Source organism: Luteimonas sp. S4-F44, from assembly GCF_022637415.1.
Classification (GTDB): Bacteria; Pseudomonadota; Gammaproteobacteria; order Xanthomonadales; family Xanthomonadaceae; genus Luteimonas.
In genome coordinates this window covers 2827553-2844363 of sequence record NZ_CP093340.1, presented here as the reverse complement: position 1 = coordinate 2844363, position 16811 = coordinate 2827553, and the positions used below count along the sequence as shown (strand labels likewise).

14 protein-coding genes are annotated in these 16811 nt (G+C 69.8%); 5 read left to right on the top strand and 9 right to left on the bottom strand.

Going from position 1 to position 16811, the window contains the following annotated elements:
• Positions 1-2: 2 nt before the first annotated feature.
• The 5 genes from MNO14_RS12935 to MNO14_RS12915 form a co-directional block, all read right to left on the bottom strand.
• Complete coding sequence (locus MNO14_RS12935; RefSeq protein ID WP_241944129.1) at positions 3-2570, bottom strand: DNA topoisomerase I; 2568 nt, start codon at positions 2568-2570, stop codon at positions 3-5.
• Positions 2571-2717: 147 nt separating this feature from the next.
• A complete protein-coding gene (locus tag MNO14_RS12930; RefSeq protein ID WP_241944128.1) occupies positions 2718-3680 on the bottom strand; it encodes an RDD family protein in 963 nt (320 codons plus the stop codon).
• 363 nt (positions 3681-4043) lie between these two features.
• Positions 4044-4517: a DUF494 family protein gene (locus MNO14_RS12925; protein ID WP_241944127.1), complete on the bottom strand. Its 474-nt coding sequence runs from the start codon at positions 4515-4517 to the stop codon at positions 4044-4046.
• A 31-nt stretch (positions 4518-4548) separates the two neighbouring features.
• The gene (gene dprA / locus MNO14_RS12920) at positions 4549-5685 is read right to left on the bottom strand and encodes a DNA-processing protein DprA (protein WP_241944126.1); all 1137 of its coding nucleotides are present in this window, start codon (positions 5683-5685) and stop codon (positions 4549-4551) included.
• Positions 5686-5794: 109 nt separating this feature from the next.
• The gene (locus MNO14_RS12915) at positions 5795-6958 is read right to left on the bottom strand and encodes a LysM domain-containing protein (protein WP_241944125.1); all 1164 of its coding nucleotides are present in this window, start codon (positions 6956-6958) and stop codon (positions 5795-5797) included.
• 132 nt (positions 6959-7090) lie between these two features.
• Here MNO14_RS12915 and def point away from each other — a divergent pair, with 132 nt between their 5' ends.
• From def to MNO14_RS12895, 4 genes are all read left to right on the top strand, one after another.
• Positions 7091-7606 (top strand): peptide deformylase, encoded by a 516-nt coding sequence (gene def / locus MNO14_RS12910; protein WP_241944124.1) that lies wholly within the window; start codon positions 7091-7093, stop codon positions 7604-7606.
• A 116-nt stretch (positions 7607-7722) separates the two neighbouring features.
• Positions 7723-8667 (top strand): methionyl-tRNA formyltransferase, encoded by a 945-nt coding sequence (gene fmt / locus MNO14_RS12905; RefSeq protein WP_241944123.1) that lies wholly within the window; start codon positions 7723-7725, stop codon positions 8665-8667.
• A gap of 7 nt (positions 8668-8674) precedes the next feature.
• Positions 8675-9967, top strand: a complete 1293-nt coding sequence (rsmB, locus tag MNO14_RS12900; RefSeq protein WP_241944122.1) for a 16S rRNA (cytosine(967)-C(5))-methyltransferase RsmB — start codon at positions 8675-8677, stop codon at positions 9965-9967.
• Between the two features lie 39 nt (positions 9968-10006).
• Entirely contained in the window at positions 10007-10840 is an 834-nt protein-coding gene (locus tag MNO14_RS12895) for a glycosyltransferase family 2 protein (protein WP_241944121.1), read from the top strand.
• Positions 10841-10954: 114 nt separating this feature from the next.
• On the opposite strand, the gene MNO14_RS12890 is transcribed toward MNO14_RS12895, so the two are convergent.
• The gene (locus tag MNO14_RS12890) at positions 10955-11704 is read right to left on the bottom strand and encodes a glycosyltransferase family 2 protein (RefSeq protein ID WP_241944120.1); all 750 of its coding nucleotides are present in this window, start codon (positions 11702-11704) and stop codon (positions 10955-10957) included.
• Between the two features lie 57 nt (positions 11705-11761).
• Here MNO14_RS12890 and MNO14_RS12885 point away from each other — a divergent pair, with 57 nt between their 5' ends.
• Positions 11762-12784, top strand: coding sequence for a glycosyltransferase (locus tag MNO14_RS12885; RefSeq protein ID WP_241944119.1), 1023 nt, complete (start codon positions 11762-11764; stop codon positions 12782-12784).
• Between the two features lie 27 nt (positions 12785-12811).
• Here MNO14_RS12885 and MNO14_RS12880 read toward each other — a convergent pair whose 3' ends face one another.
• The 3 genes from MNO14_RS12880 to MNO14_RS12870 form a co-directional block, all read right to left on the bottom strand.
• Positions 12812-13252 (bottom strand): beta/gamma crystallin-related protein, encoded by a 441-nt coding sequence (locus tag MNO14_RS12880; protein ID WP_241944118.1) that lies wholly within the window; start codon positions 13250-13252, stop codon positions 12812-12814.
• A gap of 276 nt (positions 13253-13528) precedes the next feature.
• Complete coding sequence (locus MNO14_RS12875) at positions 13529-14665, bottom strand: PepSY-associated TM helix domain-containing protein (protein WP_241944117.1); 1137 nt, start codon at positions 14663-14665, stop codon at positions 13529-13531.
• Between the two features lie 4 nt (positions 14666-14669).
• On the bottom strand, positions 14670-16796 hold the full coding sequence (locus MNO14_RS12870; RefSeq protein WP_343226423.1) for a TonB-dependent receptor: 2127 nt from the start codon (positions 16794-16796) through the stop codon (positions 14670-14672).
• Positions 16797-16811 lie beyond the last annotated feature (15 nt).

Genomic DNA, 16811 nt, shown 5'->3' with positions numbered 1-16811 from the left:
GGTCAGAACGGCGCGGCGTCGTCGGACGCGGCCTTGACCACGCGCTTCTTGCCCGGCGCGACCTTGGCCGGCGTCAGCAACGACTTTGCTGGCTCGGGCGCTGCGACCGCCTGCTTGGCGACCTTCTTGGTCGCCTTTTTTGCAGTCTTCTTGGCGGCTTTCTTCGCAGGCGCTTTCTTGGTCGCGGCCTTCTTGGCGGCCGGGCCCTTGTCGGGCGCGGCCTTCTTCGTCGCGACCTTCTTGGCGGCGGCCTTCTTCGCGCCGAAGCCCTTGCGCACCGGCTTGCCGGTTTCTTCGAGCAGGCGGGTGACTTCCTCGAATGTCAGCGACGCGGGTTCGCGGTCCTTGGGAATCTTGCCGTTGAGCTTGCCGTCGCTGATGTACGGCCCGAAGCGGCCGTTGAGCACCTGGATGTCGCTGCCGTCGAAGGACTTGATGATCCGGTTGCGCGCGATCTCCTCCTTCTCCTCGATCAGGAACACCGCACGCGCCAGGTCGATCTTGTACGGGTCGTCCTCCTTCTTCAGCGAGGCATAGGTGCTGCCGCGCTTGGCGAAGGGGCCGAAGCGGCCGATGCCCACGCTGACCTGCTCGCCCTTGTCCTCGCCGAGGATGCGCGGCATCAGGAACAGTTCGAGTGCCTGCTCGAGCGTGATCGTGTGCATGCTCTGGCCGGGGCGCAGCGAGGCGAACTTGGGCTTCTCCTCGGCGTCCTCGGCGGTGCTGCCGATCGCGGCGTACGGCCCGAATCGCCCCAGCCGCACGCTGACCGGCTTGCCGGTCTTGGGGTCGGTGCCCAGTTCGCGCGCGCCGGTGGCCTCGGTGCGGTCGACCGACTCGGTCTTCTCGACCACCAGCTCCTTGAACGGGCCCCAGAACTTCTCCATCAGCGGAATCCAGTCCTCCTCGCCGCGGCTGACCGCATCGAGTTCGTCCTCGAGCTTGGCGGTGAAGTCGTAGTCCACGTAGCGGGTGAAGTGGCTGGACAGGAATTTCGACACCGCGCGGCCGACATCGCTGGGACGGAAGCTGCGGCCTTCCATCTCGACGTACTTGCGGAACAGCAGGGTCTGGATGATCGAGGTGTAGGTCGACGGCCGGCCGATGCCGTACTCCTCGAGCGCCTTGACCAGCGCCGCTTCGGTGAAGCGCGGCGGCGGCTGGGTGAAGTGTTGCTCGGCGAGGATGCGGTCGAGCGGCACGCGGTCGCCCGGCTTCATCTGCGGCAGCTTGCGGCCCTCGTCGTCATCGTCCTTGCCCTTGGTGTCCTTGCCTTCTTCGTAGACCGCCAGAAAGCCTGGCACCACGACCGTCGTACCCGAGGCGCGGAAGCTGTGCTCGCTGCCGGCGGCCAGGTCGACCGACACGGTGTTAAGCGTGGCCGGAATCATCTGCGAGGCCACGGCGCGCTTCCAGATCAGCTCGTAGAGCCGGCGCTCGTCGTCGGTCAGGTAGCGCGCGACCTGGGAGGGCGTGCGCAGCGCCGAGGTCGGGCGCACCGCCTCGTGGGCCTCCTGTGCGTTCTTGGACTTGGTCTGGTAGGTATTGGGCTGGTCGGGTAGGGAGGCGGTGCCGTAGTCGCGTGCGATCACATCGCGGATGTCGACCAGTGCGTCCTGCGACAGGTTCACCGAGTCGGTACGCATGTAGGTGATCAGGCCGATCGTGCCTTCGTCGCCGAGCGTCACGCCCTCGTAGAGCTTCTGCGCGATCTGCATGGTCTTGCGCGTGGTGAAGCCGAGCTTGCGCGAGGCTTCCTGTTGCAGCGTCGAGGTCGTGAATGGCGGCGCCGGGCGGCGTTTGCGTTCCTTGGCGCCGACGTCGGTGACGTGCAGTGCGCCCTGCGCGGCGGCCTGGATGCGCGCGCGCGCAGCCTCGGCGGTGTCGCCGTCGGTGATCGTGAACTGTTCGAACTTCTGCCCGTCGAGCTTGGCCAGCCGCGCGGTGAAGCTCTGCGAGGGATGCGCGCATGCGGCCTCGATCGACCAGTACTCGCGTGCGATGAAGGCTTCGATCTCCTCCTCGCGCTCGACGATCAGCCGCAGCGCCGGCGACTGCACGCGGCCGGCCGACAGCCCGCGCTGCACCTTGCGCCACAGCACCGGTGAGAGGTTGAAGCCGACCAGATAGTCGAGCGCGCGACGCGCCTGCTGCGCATCGACGAGGTCACCGGCGATCGAGCGCGGATTCTGCATGGCCTCCTTGATCGCCCGCGGCGTGATCTCGGTGAACACCACGCGCTGCAGCGACCGGTCCTCGAGCAGCCCGCGCTCTTTGAGGATCTCGGCGATGTGCCAACTGATCGCCTCGCCCTCGCGGTCCGGGTCGGTCGCCAGAAAGATGTCCTGTGCGCCGCGCGCGGCCTTGGCGATCGCCTCGACGTGCTTTTCGTTCTTCTCGATCAGGTCGTAGCGCATCGCAAAGCCGTGGTCGGGGTCGACCGCGCCCTCTTTGGGAATCAGATCACGCACATGGCCATAGGACGCCAGGACCTGGAAGTCGTTGCCGAGGTACTTGTTGATCGTCTTGGCCTTGGCAGGCGACTCGACGATGAGGAGGTGTTTGGCCATGGGGGCGACATCCGTGGGTGCGCCGTTGGCCCGGCGCCCCGAAAGGTGTGAAGACGCCGCCGCCCGGGGAAGGGCCCCGGGCGGTCGGTTGCTTTTATAGTGGAATCACGGGCGGGCAGGGCTGTCAAGCATGAGCCCTGCCGGGGTTCACATCGAAGCGAACAAGAGGGCGGCCACGATCGCGACCACGCCCAGTCCGAACAGGGCGCCGAAGATCGCCAGCACGACGATCGCCACCGTTCCCAGTCCATCGGTCTGCAGCTCGGGCTGGTCGGTGAAGGCCCATTTGTCGACCACCACCGTGTCGCAGATGAGGTCGTGCAACGCCTGCCTGCGCTCGGTGAAGACGATCATCAGAAAGCCGATCATCAGAATCAGTGCGCTGAGGATGGTCGAAAAATAGCGGCCGATGCCGCGCAGCAACGAGATGCGCTCGCCGTTGGGGCGGACCACCTTGATGCCCACGGCCATCTTGCCGGGTGTGGCCATCATGCTCGACGCGTGGAACCAGGCGTAGTAGAGCGCGCTGAGGGCGATCTGCAGCAGGTTGGACAGGAGCTGGAGCAGCACGATGCCCATGTTCCCGGCCGGGTCCGAGCCGCCGACCGCGAGGATGCCGCCGAGCACGGCGAGGGCGATCACACTGATCACCATGCCGATGACGCCCACGATCAGGCCGTCGATCAGATAGGCCGCGACCCGCTTCCAGAAGCCGATGTAGACCACGGCGCCACCGCGCACGACCGCAGCGGTGTGGGCCACCGGGGCGGTCGGCGGCGCGTATGGAGAGGCGCCGGCCGGTGGCATCGCGGCTGCATGGGCGCTTTCGGTGACCGGCCGCCAGGCATCGCCGGGCGCCGGCGCGCCGTCGACGTCGGCTTGCGTCGGCGCCAGCGCCTCGAGGGTCCATTCCGACGCCGCCGGAGACGGGGAGGCCGCGCTGGCGAACTCGCCGCGCACCGCGTCCAAGGGCACCCATTCGGCCAGGCCGTCGCGCCAGACCAGGGTCCTGTCGTGGATCTGGCGAGCCTGGTACAGGCGCAGCAGCTCGGTGGCCGGGACCGGCCCCCGTCGGGCGTGCGTGGCGTCGGCGTAGAACCAGTCGGTCATCGGGGCGGATCCTGTGCTGGGAGCAATGCCGCAGCTGCGGCAGGACGAAGGGGCACGACGTTGCCGCCCCGCACGCGGGCGGCCTGGCGGCAGCATGTCGCCGTCAGGCCATTGGCGACACCGCGTTGCGGGAGGCGAGGCATCGGCACACGCGCGGTGTGCACCGGATGTCCGGCACCCATGGACCCGGTGTGGCTCGGCCCGGCGGACAGCCAGCCCCCTGCAATGCGATGGCCGTTGGCCTGGCCGGCCGGCCGTGCGGGCGTCGTGGGCGGCATGCTAACCCGTGCAGCGCGATTCGTCCCCGTTGCGCGGCGGCGGAACGGGATCGGGTCATCGCGGGGCGTCAGGCATCCAGCCGGGTCAGTGCACCGGCTCGGGCTCGTCGATGAACATCTGGGTTTCCATCCAGGCGTAGGCCGCCTCGCTGCCGGGCTGATTGAACAGCACCATCAGCACGACCCACTTCAGGTCGTCGAGGTCGAGCTCGTCCTGATCGAGCGCCATCACGCGGTCGAGCACCAGCTCGCGCTGGTCGGCGTCGAGCACGCCGTGCTGCTCGAGAAACATCAGAAAGCCGCGGCCTTCGACGTCCAGCCGGTCGATCTCGGGCGCCGAGTACACGCGGGTGGGCCCGTTCGCGCGGACCTCCGACACGGCCGGGCGCTGCTCGGCCAGGGCGTCGAGCCAGTCGAAGGCCTTGCTGGTCTCCGCCGGGCTGAATCCGGCCTGCAGCAGACCGCTCTGCAGCGAGTCGCGGTCACGGACCAGGTCCGCGTCCTCGGTGAAGTAGTGCTCGAACAGATAGAGCAGGACATCCAGGATGCTTTCTTTCATATTCCCCGGCCTGCGCCCAAGGGCGCGTCATTCAGGACTTTCGGCAATAGCGACCGTGCGCGACGTCGAGGCGTCCATCCAGCTCCATGGCCAGGAGCATGGCCGACGCACGGGCGACCGTCAATCCGGTGCGGGCGATCAGTTCATCCATACCGCTTGGGTCGTGCCCCAGGGCCTGCCACAAGCGGTTGTAGTCGGGGTCGGTGCTCGGGACGGCGGGCGCAGGTGTCGCCGTCGCCTCTTGGGTGGGGGCGGCCAGGCGCCCGCGCAAGGCAGCGGCGAGATCTGCGGCGACCGGGCCGAGCGCGGCGCCCACCTCGTCTGGCGATTCGACCAGCATGGCCCCGTCGCGCAGCAGGCGGTGACAGCCGCGGGCCTTGGGGTTGCGGATCGAACCGGGGATCGCGAACACCTCGCGGCCTGCCTCGCCAGCGAGGCGCGCGGTGATCAGGGCGCCGGAGCGATACGCCGCCTCGACGACCAGGGTGCCAAGCGCGAGGCCGGCGACAATGCGGTTGCGGCTGGGGAACTGGGCGCGGCGCGCCGGAGTGCCGGGCGGGTACTCGCTGACCACCGCGCCTTCGGCGGCGATCCGCGCATGCAGGCCGGCGTTACAACGCGGGTAGGGCACGTCGATGCCGCTGCCGAGCACCGCCACCGTGACGCCACCGGCCTCAAGCGTGGCCAGGTGGGCTGCGGCGTCGATGCCGCCGGCCAGGCCGCTGACCACCGCCAGCCCCTGCGCGGCAAACCGCCGGGCGAACGCGGCGACGGTGTCCAAGCCGGCCGCAGTCGGCGCGCGGCTGCCGACCACGGCGACACCCGGATGCCAGAGCAGCGCGGGATCGCCGTCGACGAACAGCGCCAGTGGCGGACCGGGCGCGCGCCGCAGCAGGGCCGGGTAGTCGGGGTCGTGCCAGCCCACGAGCTGGCGCCTGGGGGCGGCTTGCAGCCAGGCGCGCGAGCGGCGCCATGCCGGCTCGGGCGTGCGCAGCGCACGGCATTGCGCCGGGGTGAGGCCGGCTTCGCACCAGGCGTCGGCGCCGGCGGCGAGTGCGGCGGCAGGCCCGCCGTGGCGGTCGAGCAGGGCGCGGCGGGGCGACAGCGGGCCGCTCGCGTGGATCAGCTGCAGCAGCGCGTCGGCATCGGTGTGGGCAGTGTCGGGCATGCGCCCAGGCTAGGCCCGCCCGGGCGCGCCGGCCGTCGGCGCAACCCGCGCGTGCGGGTCGGAAATGCCCGCACGCGACGGTGCGGGGCGCGTGGCCCCGCAGTGCGGGTCAGTGGGTCGCGTCGGGGTGCTTGAGACGGTCGCCGATCTGGACCGGCTTGGTGCCTTCCATGACCAGCGCGTAGCTGACATGGTCGAACGTCCGGAACACCATCGCGTGTGCGGCGTACTCGTCGGGCAGCCGGTCGCGGCGCGAGCCCCGGTCGGGGGCGGCGTCGATGCGCGAGGTGTTGGGGTGGCGCACGCGGTCGACGACGTAGTCGCCGCTGTTCCAGATCGAGAACACCGTGCCGTTGTCGATGCCCGATGCGCGGCCGGCCGAAATCGCGATCACGTCGCGTGGGCCGCCGGTGATCAGCGTGTCGGCGACCGCGAGCACCTGCACGTCGGCGGCGATCGCATCGGCGGCCGGCGCGTGCGGGAAGAACTGCAGGTCGTAGGGCTGCGGGTCGACCGGCACCACGCGGTCGCCCGGGCGGGCCTCGAAGCCGCCGCCGTCGAGCGCGATCGTGGTGGTGTCGGTGTCCTCGGTGGGGCCGGAGACCACGGTGCCCACGCCCAGTTGGACCATCTCCACGCCCAGGAAGGCATCCTGGCCGCGCAGGCGCGGCAGCGTCTGCCGCCACAGGTGGCTTTCGCCGGCGACGCGCTTGCCGCGGTAGTTGAGGTCGCGCGCGCGCCGCGCGCCGTAGAACTCGGTCGCCGGTCGCTGCACCGCGTAGCGCTGGCCCGGCAGCGCGTTCGCCAGGCCCTTGACGTAGATGTCGCGGTCGATGCTGCCGCGCAGCCGGGTGCCTTCGCTGCCGAGCACGTAGGGCAGGTGGTCGAACTTGAAGACGATGCTGCGGTTCTTCAGGAACGGCTCGATGTCCGACAGCGAGACCGCATCGATCGGCGCCTGCGCGGTCGTGCGCGGACCCGGGCGCACGGTCGCGGTGACCCGGTCGAGGTACGCCAGGCTGATGACGTCGCCCGGGTAGATCAGATGCGGGTTGGCGATCTGCGGATTGGCCTGCCAGATCTCCGGCCACAGCCAAGGACGGTCGAGGAAGCGGCCCGCGATATCCCACAGCGTGTCGCCACGCACCACGACGTAGGTGTCGGGATGGTCGCCGCGCAGTTGCTGGGCCGCAGCATACGTGGTCACGGTCAGCAGCGCGACGGCACACACCGTGCGGAGCGTTCGGGAAAGGCGTTCGAGCGTGCCGGCCATCTACAGCTCCCCTTTGGGTTTCTCCCCTTGCAGCGACGCAATATAGCCTGAAATCACGAAACGGAAGCAACTGCGCGCCGCGTTACAATGCCCGGCTTCCGCCTGCGCGCTGCCGCTTACGCCGTCCACTCCATGGCCCTGCTCCCGATCCTCGAATACCCCGACACCGGCCTGCGCAAGGTCGCCGCGCCGGTGCCCGCCGAGCGCTTCGCCGACCCGGCGTTCCAGCGCCTGCTCGATGACATGTTCCAGACCATGTACGAGGCACCGGGCATCGGGCTGGCCTCGACCCAGGTCGACACCTACGAGCGTTTCATGGTCATCGACGTCACCGAAACGCACGACCAGCCGCTGGTGTTCGTCAATCCGACGATCCGCGACCGGTCGGCCGACCTGCGCGTGCATACCGAGGGTTGTCTGTCGATTCCGGGCGTGTTCGCCGATGTGACCCGCGCCGACGGCATCGTCGTCGAGGCCTTCGACCGTCACGGCAAGGCGTTCGAGCTGACCGTGGACGGCCTGCTGGCGACCTGTGTGCAGCACGAGATCGACCACCTCGACGGCAAGCTGTTTATCGACTACCTGTCGCCGCTCAAGCGCGACCGCGCGCTCAAGAAGCTCGAGAAGCTGCGCAAGGGCCGGGACTAGGTGGCCGGGACGGGGAGGCGCAGCGCCGAACCCGTCGCCCGTGCCTCCGAACCCGCCGGTTTGGCCCCGCGATTCCCGACTCCCGACTCCACGTTTTCCGGATCTCCATCCGTCCCATGAGAATCGTTTTCGCCGGCACCCCGGACTTCGCCGTGCCCTCGCTGCTCGCTGCCGATGCGCGGCGCGAGGTCGTGGCCGTCTACACCCAGCCCGACCGGCCGGCCGGACGCGGCCGCACGCTGACGGCCTCGCCGGTCAAGCAGGCCGCCCTCGACCGCGGGCTGATCGTGCGCCAGCCCGAGCGCTTGCGCGGCGCCGAGGTGCTCGATGCGCTGCGCGCGCTCGAACCCGACCTGATGGTGGTCGTCGCCTACGGACTGTTGTTGCCGCAGGGGGTGCTCGACATCCCGCGCCTGGGCTGCTGGAACGTCCACGCCTCGCTGCTGCCGCGCTGGCGTGGCGCGGCGCCGATCCAGCGCGCGATCCAGGCCGGCGACGCCCAGACCGGCGTCTGCCTGATGCAGATGGACAAGGGGCTGGACACCGGACCGGTGCTGCTGCGGCAATCGACGCCGATCGCGCCCGACGACACCGGCGGCCGCTTGCACGACCGTCTGGCCGAGCTCGGCGCGCAGGTGCTCGCCGACGGCCTTGGCCTGCTGCGGGCCGGCATCCGTCCGGTGCCCGAGGTGCAGGCCGAGGCCGGGGTGACCTACGCCCACAAGCTCGACAAGGCCGAGGCCCGACTCGACTGGACGCGCCCGGCGCGCGCACTGGCCGACACCGTGCGTGCGTTCGAGCCCTGGCCGATCGCCGAGGCCGAACTCGCCGGTGAGCGCGTGCGCGTGCATGCGGCGCAGGCGTTGCCGCTCGCCCACGACCGCGCGCCGGGCACCTTGCTCGCGGCCGGTCGCGACGGGCTCGACATCGCCTGCGGCGACGGCGCGCTGCGCGTGCTGCGGCTGCAGCGCGCTGGCGGCAAGGTCGTCGCCGCGGCCGACTATCTCAACGCCCGCCAGGACCTCAAGGCGCTGGTCGCCGCCCCGGCGGGGCAGGGCTGAAATGGGCGTGCCCGGCGCCGCGGTCCGCGTGCAGGCCGCACAGGTGCTCGATGCGGTCGCGCACCACGGCACCTCGCTCAAGGCCGCGCTGGCCACTGCGCTACCGACGCTCGCCGATCCGCGTGACCGCGCATTGCTCGAGGCGATCTGCTTCGGCGCGCTACGCGGCGCCGCCCGCTACGACCGTGCGCTGGCGGCGTGGATCCCGCGTCCGCTGCCGCGTCGCGATGCGTCGCTGCGCGCGCTGCTGCATGTCGGCTTCGCTCAGCTCGACCCGCTCGGCCTGCCGGCGCACGCCGCGCTGTCGGCGACGGTCGAGGCCGCGCGCGCGATGGGCCGCAGCCACCAGGCCGGGCTCGTCAATGCACTACTGCGCCGGGCCCAGCGCGATGGCCTTCCGCCGCCAGCGCCAGGCGATGGCTGGCCGGCCTGGCTGCTGACGCAGGTCCGCGAGGATTGGCCCGATGCCTGGGAGGCGATCCTTGCGGCCAGTGCGTCACAGGCGCCGACCTGGCTGCGGGTCAACCGCCGACGCAGCACGCCCGCGGCCTGCATTGCCGTGCTCGCCGAGGCGGGTGTCGAGGCGGTCGCGTATCCGGGGTTGCCGGATGCGCTGCGGGTCGATGCGCCGTTCGCCGTGGCTGCATTGCCCGGCTTCACCGACGGGCTGTTTTCAGTGCAGGACGGCTCGGCCCAGCAGGTCGCCGCCGCGCTGGCGCCGGCCCCGGGGGCGCGCGTGCTCGACGCCTGCGCCGCGCCCGGCGGCAAGAGTGCCCACTTGCTGGAGCGCGATCCGGCGCTGCGGCTGACCGCGCTCGATGTCGCCGCACCACGCGTGGCGCGGATCGCCGCGACCTTTGCCCGGCTCGGCGTGGGCGAGCAGGCCGCGCTGCGCACGGTCGACGCGCTCGAGGTGGGGCGTTGGTGGGACGGCACGCCGTTCGATGCGGTGCTACTCGATGCGCCGTGCTCGGCGACCGGCGTCGTGCGTCGCCAGCCCGACGTGCTGCTGCACCGGCGCGCGTCCGATCTCCAGGCGCTGGTCGCGCTGCAGGCGCGCCTGCTCGACGCACTGGCACCGACGGTCGCGCCCGGCGGCGTGCTGCTGTACGCGACCTGCTCGATCCTGCGGCGCGAGAATGCCGCGCAGGTCGAGGCGTTCCTGGCCCGGCATCCGGACTTCGCGGTGCAGCCGCTGGACGCGGGCTTCGGCCGCGATACCGGTGCCGGCCACCAGCGCCTGCCGGGCGAGGACGGCATGGACGGCTTCTTCTACGCGCGGCTGCGCCGCGGGCGCTGAGCACCGCTGCCGCGCAGGCGCTCGCTTAGAATCACCGGCATGACGACGCCTGCCGCCAGCCTGATCATCAGCACCTACAACAACACCGACTGGCTGCAGCGCTGTCTGTGGGGCTATGCGCAGCAGGACCGCCTGGATTTCGAGTTGGTCGTCGCCGACGACGGCTCCGGCCCGGCGACGCGCGAGATGCTCGAGGCGATGGCGCCGACGCTGCCGTATCCGTTGCGGCATGTCTGGCACGAGGACGCGGGCTTCCGGAAGTGCACCATCCTCAATCGCGGGATCGAGGACGCGCGGTCCGACTACCTGATCTTTTCCGACGGCGATTGTGTGCCGCGGGCCGATTTCGTCTCCCAGCACCTACGCCTGCGCGAGTCGGGCCGTTACCTGGGCGGCGGCTACTGCAAGCTGCCGATGGACGTGAGCCTGAAGATCGACCGTGAGGTCATCGCGCGCGGTCTGCATACCGATCTTGACTGGCTCAAGATCAACGGTCTGCCGCGCAACAAGCGCTCGCTCAAGCTGTGGGCACGGCCTGGCTGGCGCGAGCGGTTGCTCAACGCCGTCACTCCGACGCCGCCGCGCTGGGCCGGCAACAACGCCTCGGGCTGGAAGGCCGACCTGGTCCGCGTCAACGGCTTCGACGAGCGCATGACCTACGGCGGCGAGGACCTGGAGCTGGGCGAACGCCTGGCGAACGCCGGCGTGACCGGCAAGCAGATCCGCTTCTCGGCGGTGTGCGTGCACCTCGACCACGCCCGCGGCTACGTCAAGCCCGAAATGAAGGCCGCCAACCAAGCCATCCGCGATGCCGTCAAAGCCGGCCGCCGCACCTGGACCGACTACGGCCTCGTCCCCGGCCCACCGCCCTGAGCCGGGGGGCAGAGTCGCTTTTTTTCGGCAAAACCGGGACCAGAGGCGTATTTCCAGGGCAGAACTGCGCGGCAATCACAATGTCTGACTGGAAATACGACCCCGACCCTGCCTTCAGGCGGCGAGCGCGCGCAGGCGTCGATACTTCTCCAGCACGTAGCCCGCTTGAGCGCGGTGAAAGCGCCAGCCGGCGGCGCCGTCGAGGAAGGCGCCACGCAGCAGGTATTGCTTGAGCAGGTAGGCGGCGGCGTGCAGGGGGCCGTCGAGTGGGCCGGCGCGCTTGCCGGCGTCGAAGCGCTGCTGGGCCCAGAGCTGGGCGTAGCGCGAGAGCTTGGCGACGTGCTCGGCATGGCTGCGCGAGGTGTCGTGTTCGAAGTCGGCATCGAGCGCGCGCACGGTTTTGCCGGCGAGGTCCGGCCGTTCGTGCACCTGCGAGGGCAGGTAGCGCCAGCCTGCGCGCACCAGCCGCTCCATCGGTTCGCCGCCGCGCAGGCGGTGGCCAAGGAACCAGTTGCGGCGAGTCAGCAGCCAGGCATCGGCCTGCTCGACGCGCCCGCTCGAAAACAGCGTGCGGATCGTGTCGGCGGTGCCGGGCGAAAGCCACTCGTCGGCATCGAGCAGCAGCAGCCAGTCGTGCGCGGCCAGCGTATTGGCGAAGGTCTTCTGCGCGGCGTAGCCCAGCCAGTCCTGGTGCACGACCCGAGCGCCGTGTGCGGTGGCGACCGCGACCGTGTCGTCGGTTGAGCCCGAATCGACGACCAGCAGTTCTGCGCACAGCCCGCGCATCGAATCGAGGCAGCGGCCGATGCGGTCGGCCTCGTTGCGGGTGATGACGACGCCGGAGAGGGGAAGTGGGGCGGACATAGGACAAGCATGCCGGGGAAAGCGCGATTGTCTACAATCGCATTGCCGGGACACATCATGCATTCTGTGTTGATTCGATTTTCAGCGAACCGGCAGGGCATGGCGAACATCCGCATCATTTCCCGCGACAACGGGGTCGGACTGAGCCGGGATATGGCGCTGGTCGCCGCCTTGTTCCGGGACGCCGGGCATGCGGTGGAGGTCGTCGCCTACGGCGGCAACCGGACCTTGGATCGCTGCATGGAGATCGGACACCGTGTGCGACATGCATTGGGCCGGCGCGTGGACGTGCAGATCTTTCTCGAACGTGTGTACCACCGGTTCCTATCGTTGGCAGATTGCAATCTGCTGATCCCGAACCCGGAGTGGTTCCAGCCGGCCTGGCAGCGGTTTTTGCCCCGATTCGATGCGGTGCTGTGCAAAACTCATCATGGTGCCCAAGCCTTCGCGGCCTTGGGCTGCGAGGTGCGCGAGATCGGGTTCACGAGTGACGACGTGTTCGATCCCGAAGTCGCCCGTGTGCGCCAGTTCTTTCACCTGGCCGGCAGAAGCAGCGCGAAGGGGACCCACGTCGTGCTCGACGCCTGGGAGCGGCACCCCGAATGGCCGAACCTGGTGGTCGTGCAGAACCCCAAGACCGCAGTCAGACGGACGGCGCTTGCGAATGTCTCGCACCGACTCGAGTACCTGGGGGCGGACGAACTGCGCCAGTTGCAGAACGCGAGCCTCTTCCATCTGTGTCCGTCCGAGATGGAGGGCTTTGGGCATTACCTCAACGAGGCGATGTCCGTCGGTGCAGTCGTGTTGACGACAGATGGCGCGCCGATGAACGAGCTGGTGTCAGCCGATGACGGTGTACTGCTCACGCCGAGCGCGCGCATCCCGGAAGGGCTGGCCGAACGGTTCGTCGTCGACGTCGCTGCGATCGAAGCAGGGGTTACCAGGGCGCTGGCATTCGATGACGCCGAGTTGGCCCGTCGGCGCGCCGGCGCGCGTCGACGCTTCCTGGACCGCGATGCCCATTTCCGCAACACGCTGGTACCGCAATGCCTGGCGATCGCTGCCGCCGCGCCTCGTTGAGTTGAGACCGGCGGCGGCAGCGATGGGCTACCAGCCGCCTCGGCGAGACTCGACGGGCCGCAGCGACGAGATCTGATCGTTCATGCGCATGCGTTCGAAATTGCGCACATCCCGATTGATGATTTCGCAGCGGCCACGGAAATCTGCGTGCTCGCACACTTCCCATGCGCCACGCACCTCGACCGAGCTGATCATGTCGTTCATTCCGGCACTTCGCATATCGCGGATGCCGCGACTGAACGTTTGCGTGCGGCCCTGGAAATCGGCGTGTTCGTACACCGTGATCGACGGGCCGTAGCGGTTGGAACGCCCGTCACGGTCTCCGCGCCACCGCCGTTCGTTTCGATCGTCACGCTCGTGGCGATGGTCGTATCCGCGCCGATCGCCATCCTGAAACGCCTGAGCGGTGCCCGTACCGACAAGGGACAGCGCTGCAAAAACGAGCGCGATGCGCAAACCTGCTGCCATGATGGGTCCTTGGTAGGTGGAGTGAGGACGATCACACCGTAGCCACGCCCAGCTGAAGAATGGCTGGCCGGAATCCGCCCGGTCCGACCTGGGCGCAGTATCACGTGATGATGGAAGCGCCAGCCCGATGTGCGGAGGTCGGCGTCGGTGTCTCCTCGGCTTACGCCGTCCGCAAGGCGTCCACCAGCAGCGCGGCCCACAGCGCCAGCAATGGCAGCCACGCCCAGCGCCAGCGCCCCATGCCGCGCCAGGCAGTCCGCCAGGGGCCAGGCGGGGTCACGTCGGCCTCCGGCGCCGCGCCGAGCGCAGGGCATCGGTGATGCGCAGGCCGTAGAGGTAGACGCCTGTCGCGCACAGGGCGGTCAGCAGGGCGCCGAACGCGCACCACAGCCAGCGCACCGGCCAGCCGCCGAAGGTGCCGAAGTGCAAAGGGTCGGCCAGTTCGGCGATGCGCTGGTGCAGGTCCATGTCGCGGCCGTCGCGCAGGCCGGCGACGGTGCCGTCGCGCAGATCGAACCCGATCGCGTTGGCGCGGTCGCGCACCAGCCAGGCCTGCGCCTGGCCGTCGACCAGCAGCGATACGGGCGAGATCTCGTGCACGCCGCCGATCCGCAACTGCGGCCAGCGTCGCGCCGCCTCGGCGATCGCGCGGTCGATCGCCGCCGAGTCTGCCGGCGTGGCGGTCGCGTCGTGCCCGGGCAATGCGATCTTCGTCGCTGGCCCGGCGCCGCCGCCGAGCGACTCGATCAGGTACCAGCCTCCGGTCAACCCGATCAGCGCGATGAACCACAGACTCCAGACACCGGCCAGCCGATGCACATCACCCCACAGTCGGCGGGGCCGGTCGCCGCGCGGCCAGGCGCCGAATCCGCGCCACCAGCGCTTGTAGATGACCAGGCTCGTGGCCAGCGACAGCAGCAGCGGCAGTGACAGCGCCGTCACCAGCGGCACGCCGATCTTCAGCGGCAGCATCAGATGGCGATGGGTGTTGCGCAGGATCCGCTGGGCGTTGAACCAGGGGGTGTCGCCGGTCACCCTGCCGCTGCCCGGGTCGACCCAGACGAAGCGGCGTTCGCCGTTGGGCAGGCGCATCACCGCGCGCGCGGCGAAGCGCGACGCGTGCGGCGCGGCCAGCGATTCGAGTGTCCACGCCGGATAGGCGCGTTGCACCGCGGCCACCAGCGTGCCCCAACTCGCATGCTGGGTGGAGGGCGCCACCCGCGCCTCGGGGAAGACCAGCCAGTCGATTTCCTGCGACACCGTCGCCAGGGTGCCAGTCAGACACACGAAGCCCATCAGCAGCGACAGTTTGAGCCCGATCCAGCTGTGCAGGTCGAACCACAGCCGGCGTCCGCCGGTCTTTTTCGCGGCGGCGGGCGGACGCTGGAGGCAGGCGGACGCGTCGGCGGGCATGGGATCAGAACGTGTACGCAGCCTGCAGGTACAGCCGCCGCGGCTCGCCGGGGAAATGGCCTGTGCGCTCGGTGAAGCCGCTGGCCGCGTAGACCTTGTCGAAGAGATTCTTGACGTTGGCCTGGAACTTCCAGCGCTGCCAGTGCGTCTGCCAACTCAGGTCGAAGACGGTGTACGGCTTGACCCGCTGGCCGTCCAAACTCACGCGTTCGCCGGTGTGGTCCAGGCCGAAACCGACTGCCGAGGCCAGCGCCGGCAGGTCGTAGCGGGTCCACACGCCCAGCTTGTTGCGCGGCGCGTTGGCGAAGCGGTCACCGGCGGCGTTGACGATGCCGTTGCTGCCGGCATCGATCACCCGCGCATCGTTGTAGGCGTAGGCCACGTTGAGCACCCAATGCGCGGTCAGATCGGCGAGCAGGTCGACCTCCAGGCCTTCGCTGCGCACCAGGCCCAGCGGGGCGAGCTGGTTGACGCCATCGACGATCGCGCCGGTGGCTTGCACGATGTTGCTGCGCTCGATGCGGTAGAGCGCGGTGCCGAGCGTCACGCGGCCGTCGGCGAGCGCGGTCTTGAGCCCGGCCTCCCACTGCCGGCTGCGCTCGGCGTCGAACGGGCCACCGGCCGCCGGGTCCTGGTTGGACGTGGCCTGTGGCAGGAAGCCGCTGGCGACGTTGGCATAGGCGTTGATGCCTTCGCGCAACGTCACCGTGCTGCCCAGGCGCCAGCTCAGATCGCGCCCCTCGATCCGGCTGCCGCCGATGCGGTCCTCATCCTCGAAGCCGTCCCAGCGCAGCCCGGCGAGCACCTGCCAGCGCGGCGTGATCGCGATCTCGTCCTGAACGTATCCGCCATAACGCAGCCCGCGTGTGCGGGTGCTGCGCCAGGGCAGGGCGTCGAGCCCGTAGTCGAGGTACGAACTGCGTCCGTACTCCGGCGCGCGCAGGTCAAGGCCCGGCACCGGGCCGGCGCCACGCGGCAGGTCGGCGCTGTTGGCAGTCTGCGCGCTGAAGTCGGCATCCAGCCGGTAGCCGTCGGCCCCGAACAGCAGCGTGTGGCCAAGCCCGCCGGTCGAAAAACGCCAGACCGCGTTGCCGGCCACCGTCAGGCCGGTGTTGTCGCGCCATTGGTTGCGCAACTGCCGGGTCATCCATTCGGCACGGCCGTCGCCGTCACGGTCGATCAGGCCCATCGGCTCGTGGTAGATCTGGTGCTCGCCGTTCTCGAACCAGCGCGCCGCCAGGTCCACGTCCCAGTCCGCCGACGGCGAGGCGCGGTACTGCACCAGCGCCACGCGTGCGTCCATGTCGAGGAAGTCGGTCGCCTCATTGTGGTTCCATCGGCGATCGGTCAGGAACACGCCGTCGTCGTTGACCGGCACGCCGCGCAGCCGGTTGCCGCCCAGGTTCTGCGCGATGTCGGTCACCTGCAGCGTCAGCTCGCCGGTGTCGCCGATGTCGAAGGCCAGCGACGCATCGCCGATCTGACTTTCGCTGTCGGCGTTCCAGCGCAGGCCTTCGTCGCCGTCGGCGTGCACGCCGAGCCGGTAGCGTACGCGCTCCGACAGCGGCCCGGTCGCCTCGAACGAGCCGGCCGCGAACGCCGCATTGCCGGCGGCCAACTGGACCCGGCGCAGGGCGCGGCGCTGCGGTTTGCGGGTCACATAGTTGATGATGCCGCCGGGCTCGCCGCCGCCGTAAAGCGCGCCGGCCGGCCCCTTGAGCACCTCCAGCCGCTCGATGTTGAACAACTGCGGCACCGAGAAGCCGGCATAGGGGTCGCCGCGCAGGCCGTCGTAGAGCACGTTTTCCTGGCGGAAACCGCGCAGGGTGACGCCGGCGTAGCTGAAGAAGCTCACGCCGCTGATGCTGCGATACAGATCGGTGACCTCGTAGGCCGCCTGGTCGTCGATCAGCTCGCGCGGCAGCACCTGGACCGAGAGCGGGACCTGCGACAGCGGCGTGCCGGTGCGGGTCGCGACCGCGGCGTCGTCGCTGCGATAGAGCGCTTGCGCGCGGCCGACGACGCGCACTGCGTCAAGGTCGGTAGCCTGCGGCGGCTCGGCCGCAGCGGCGAGGGAGGGGGCGGCGAGGGCGGCAACCAGCCACTTGGCAAGCGGGCGGAAGCGAAAGATCGAAGGCACGCGGGG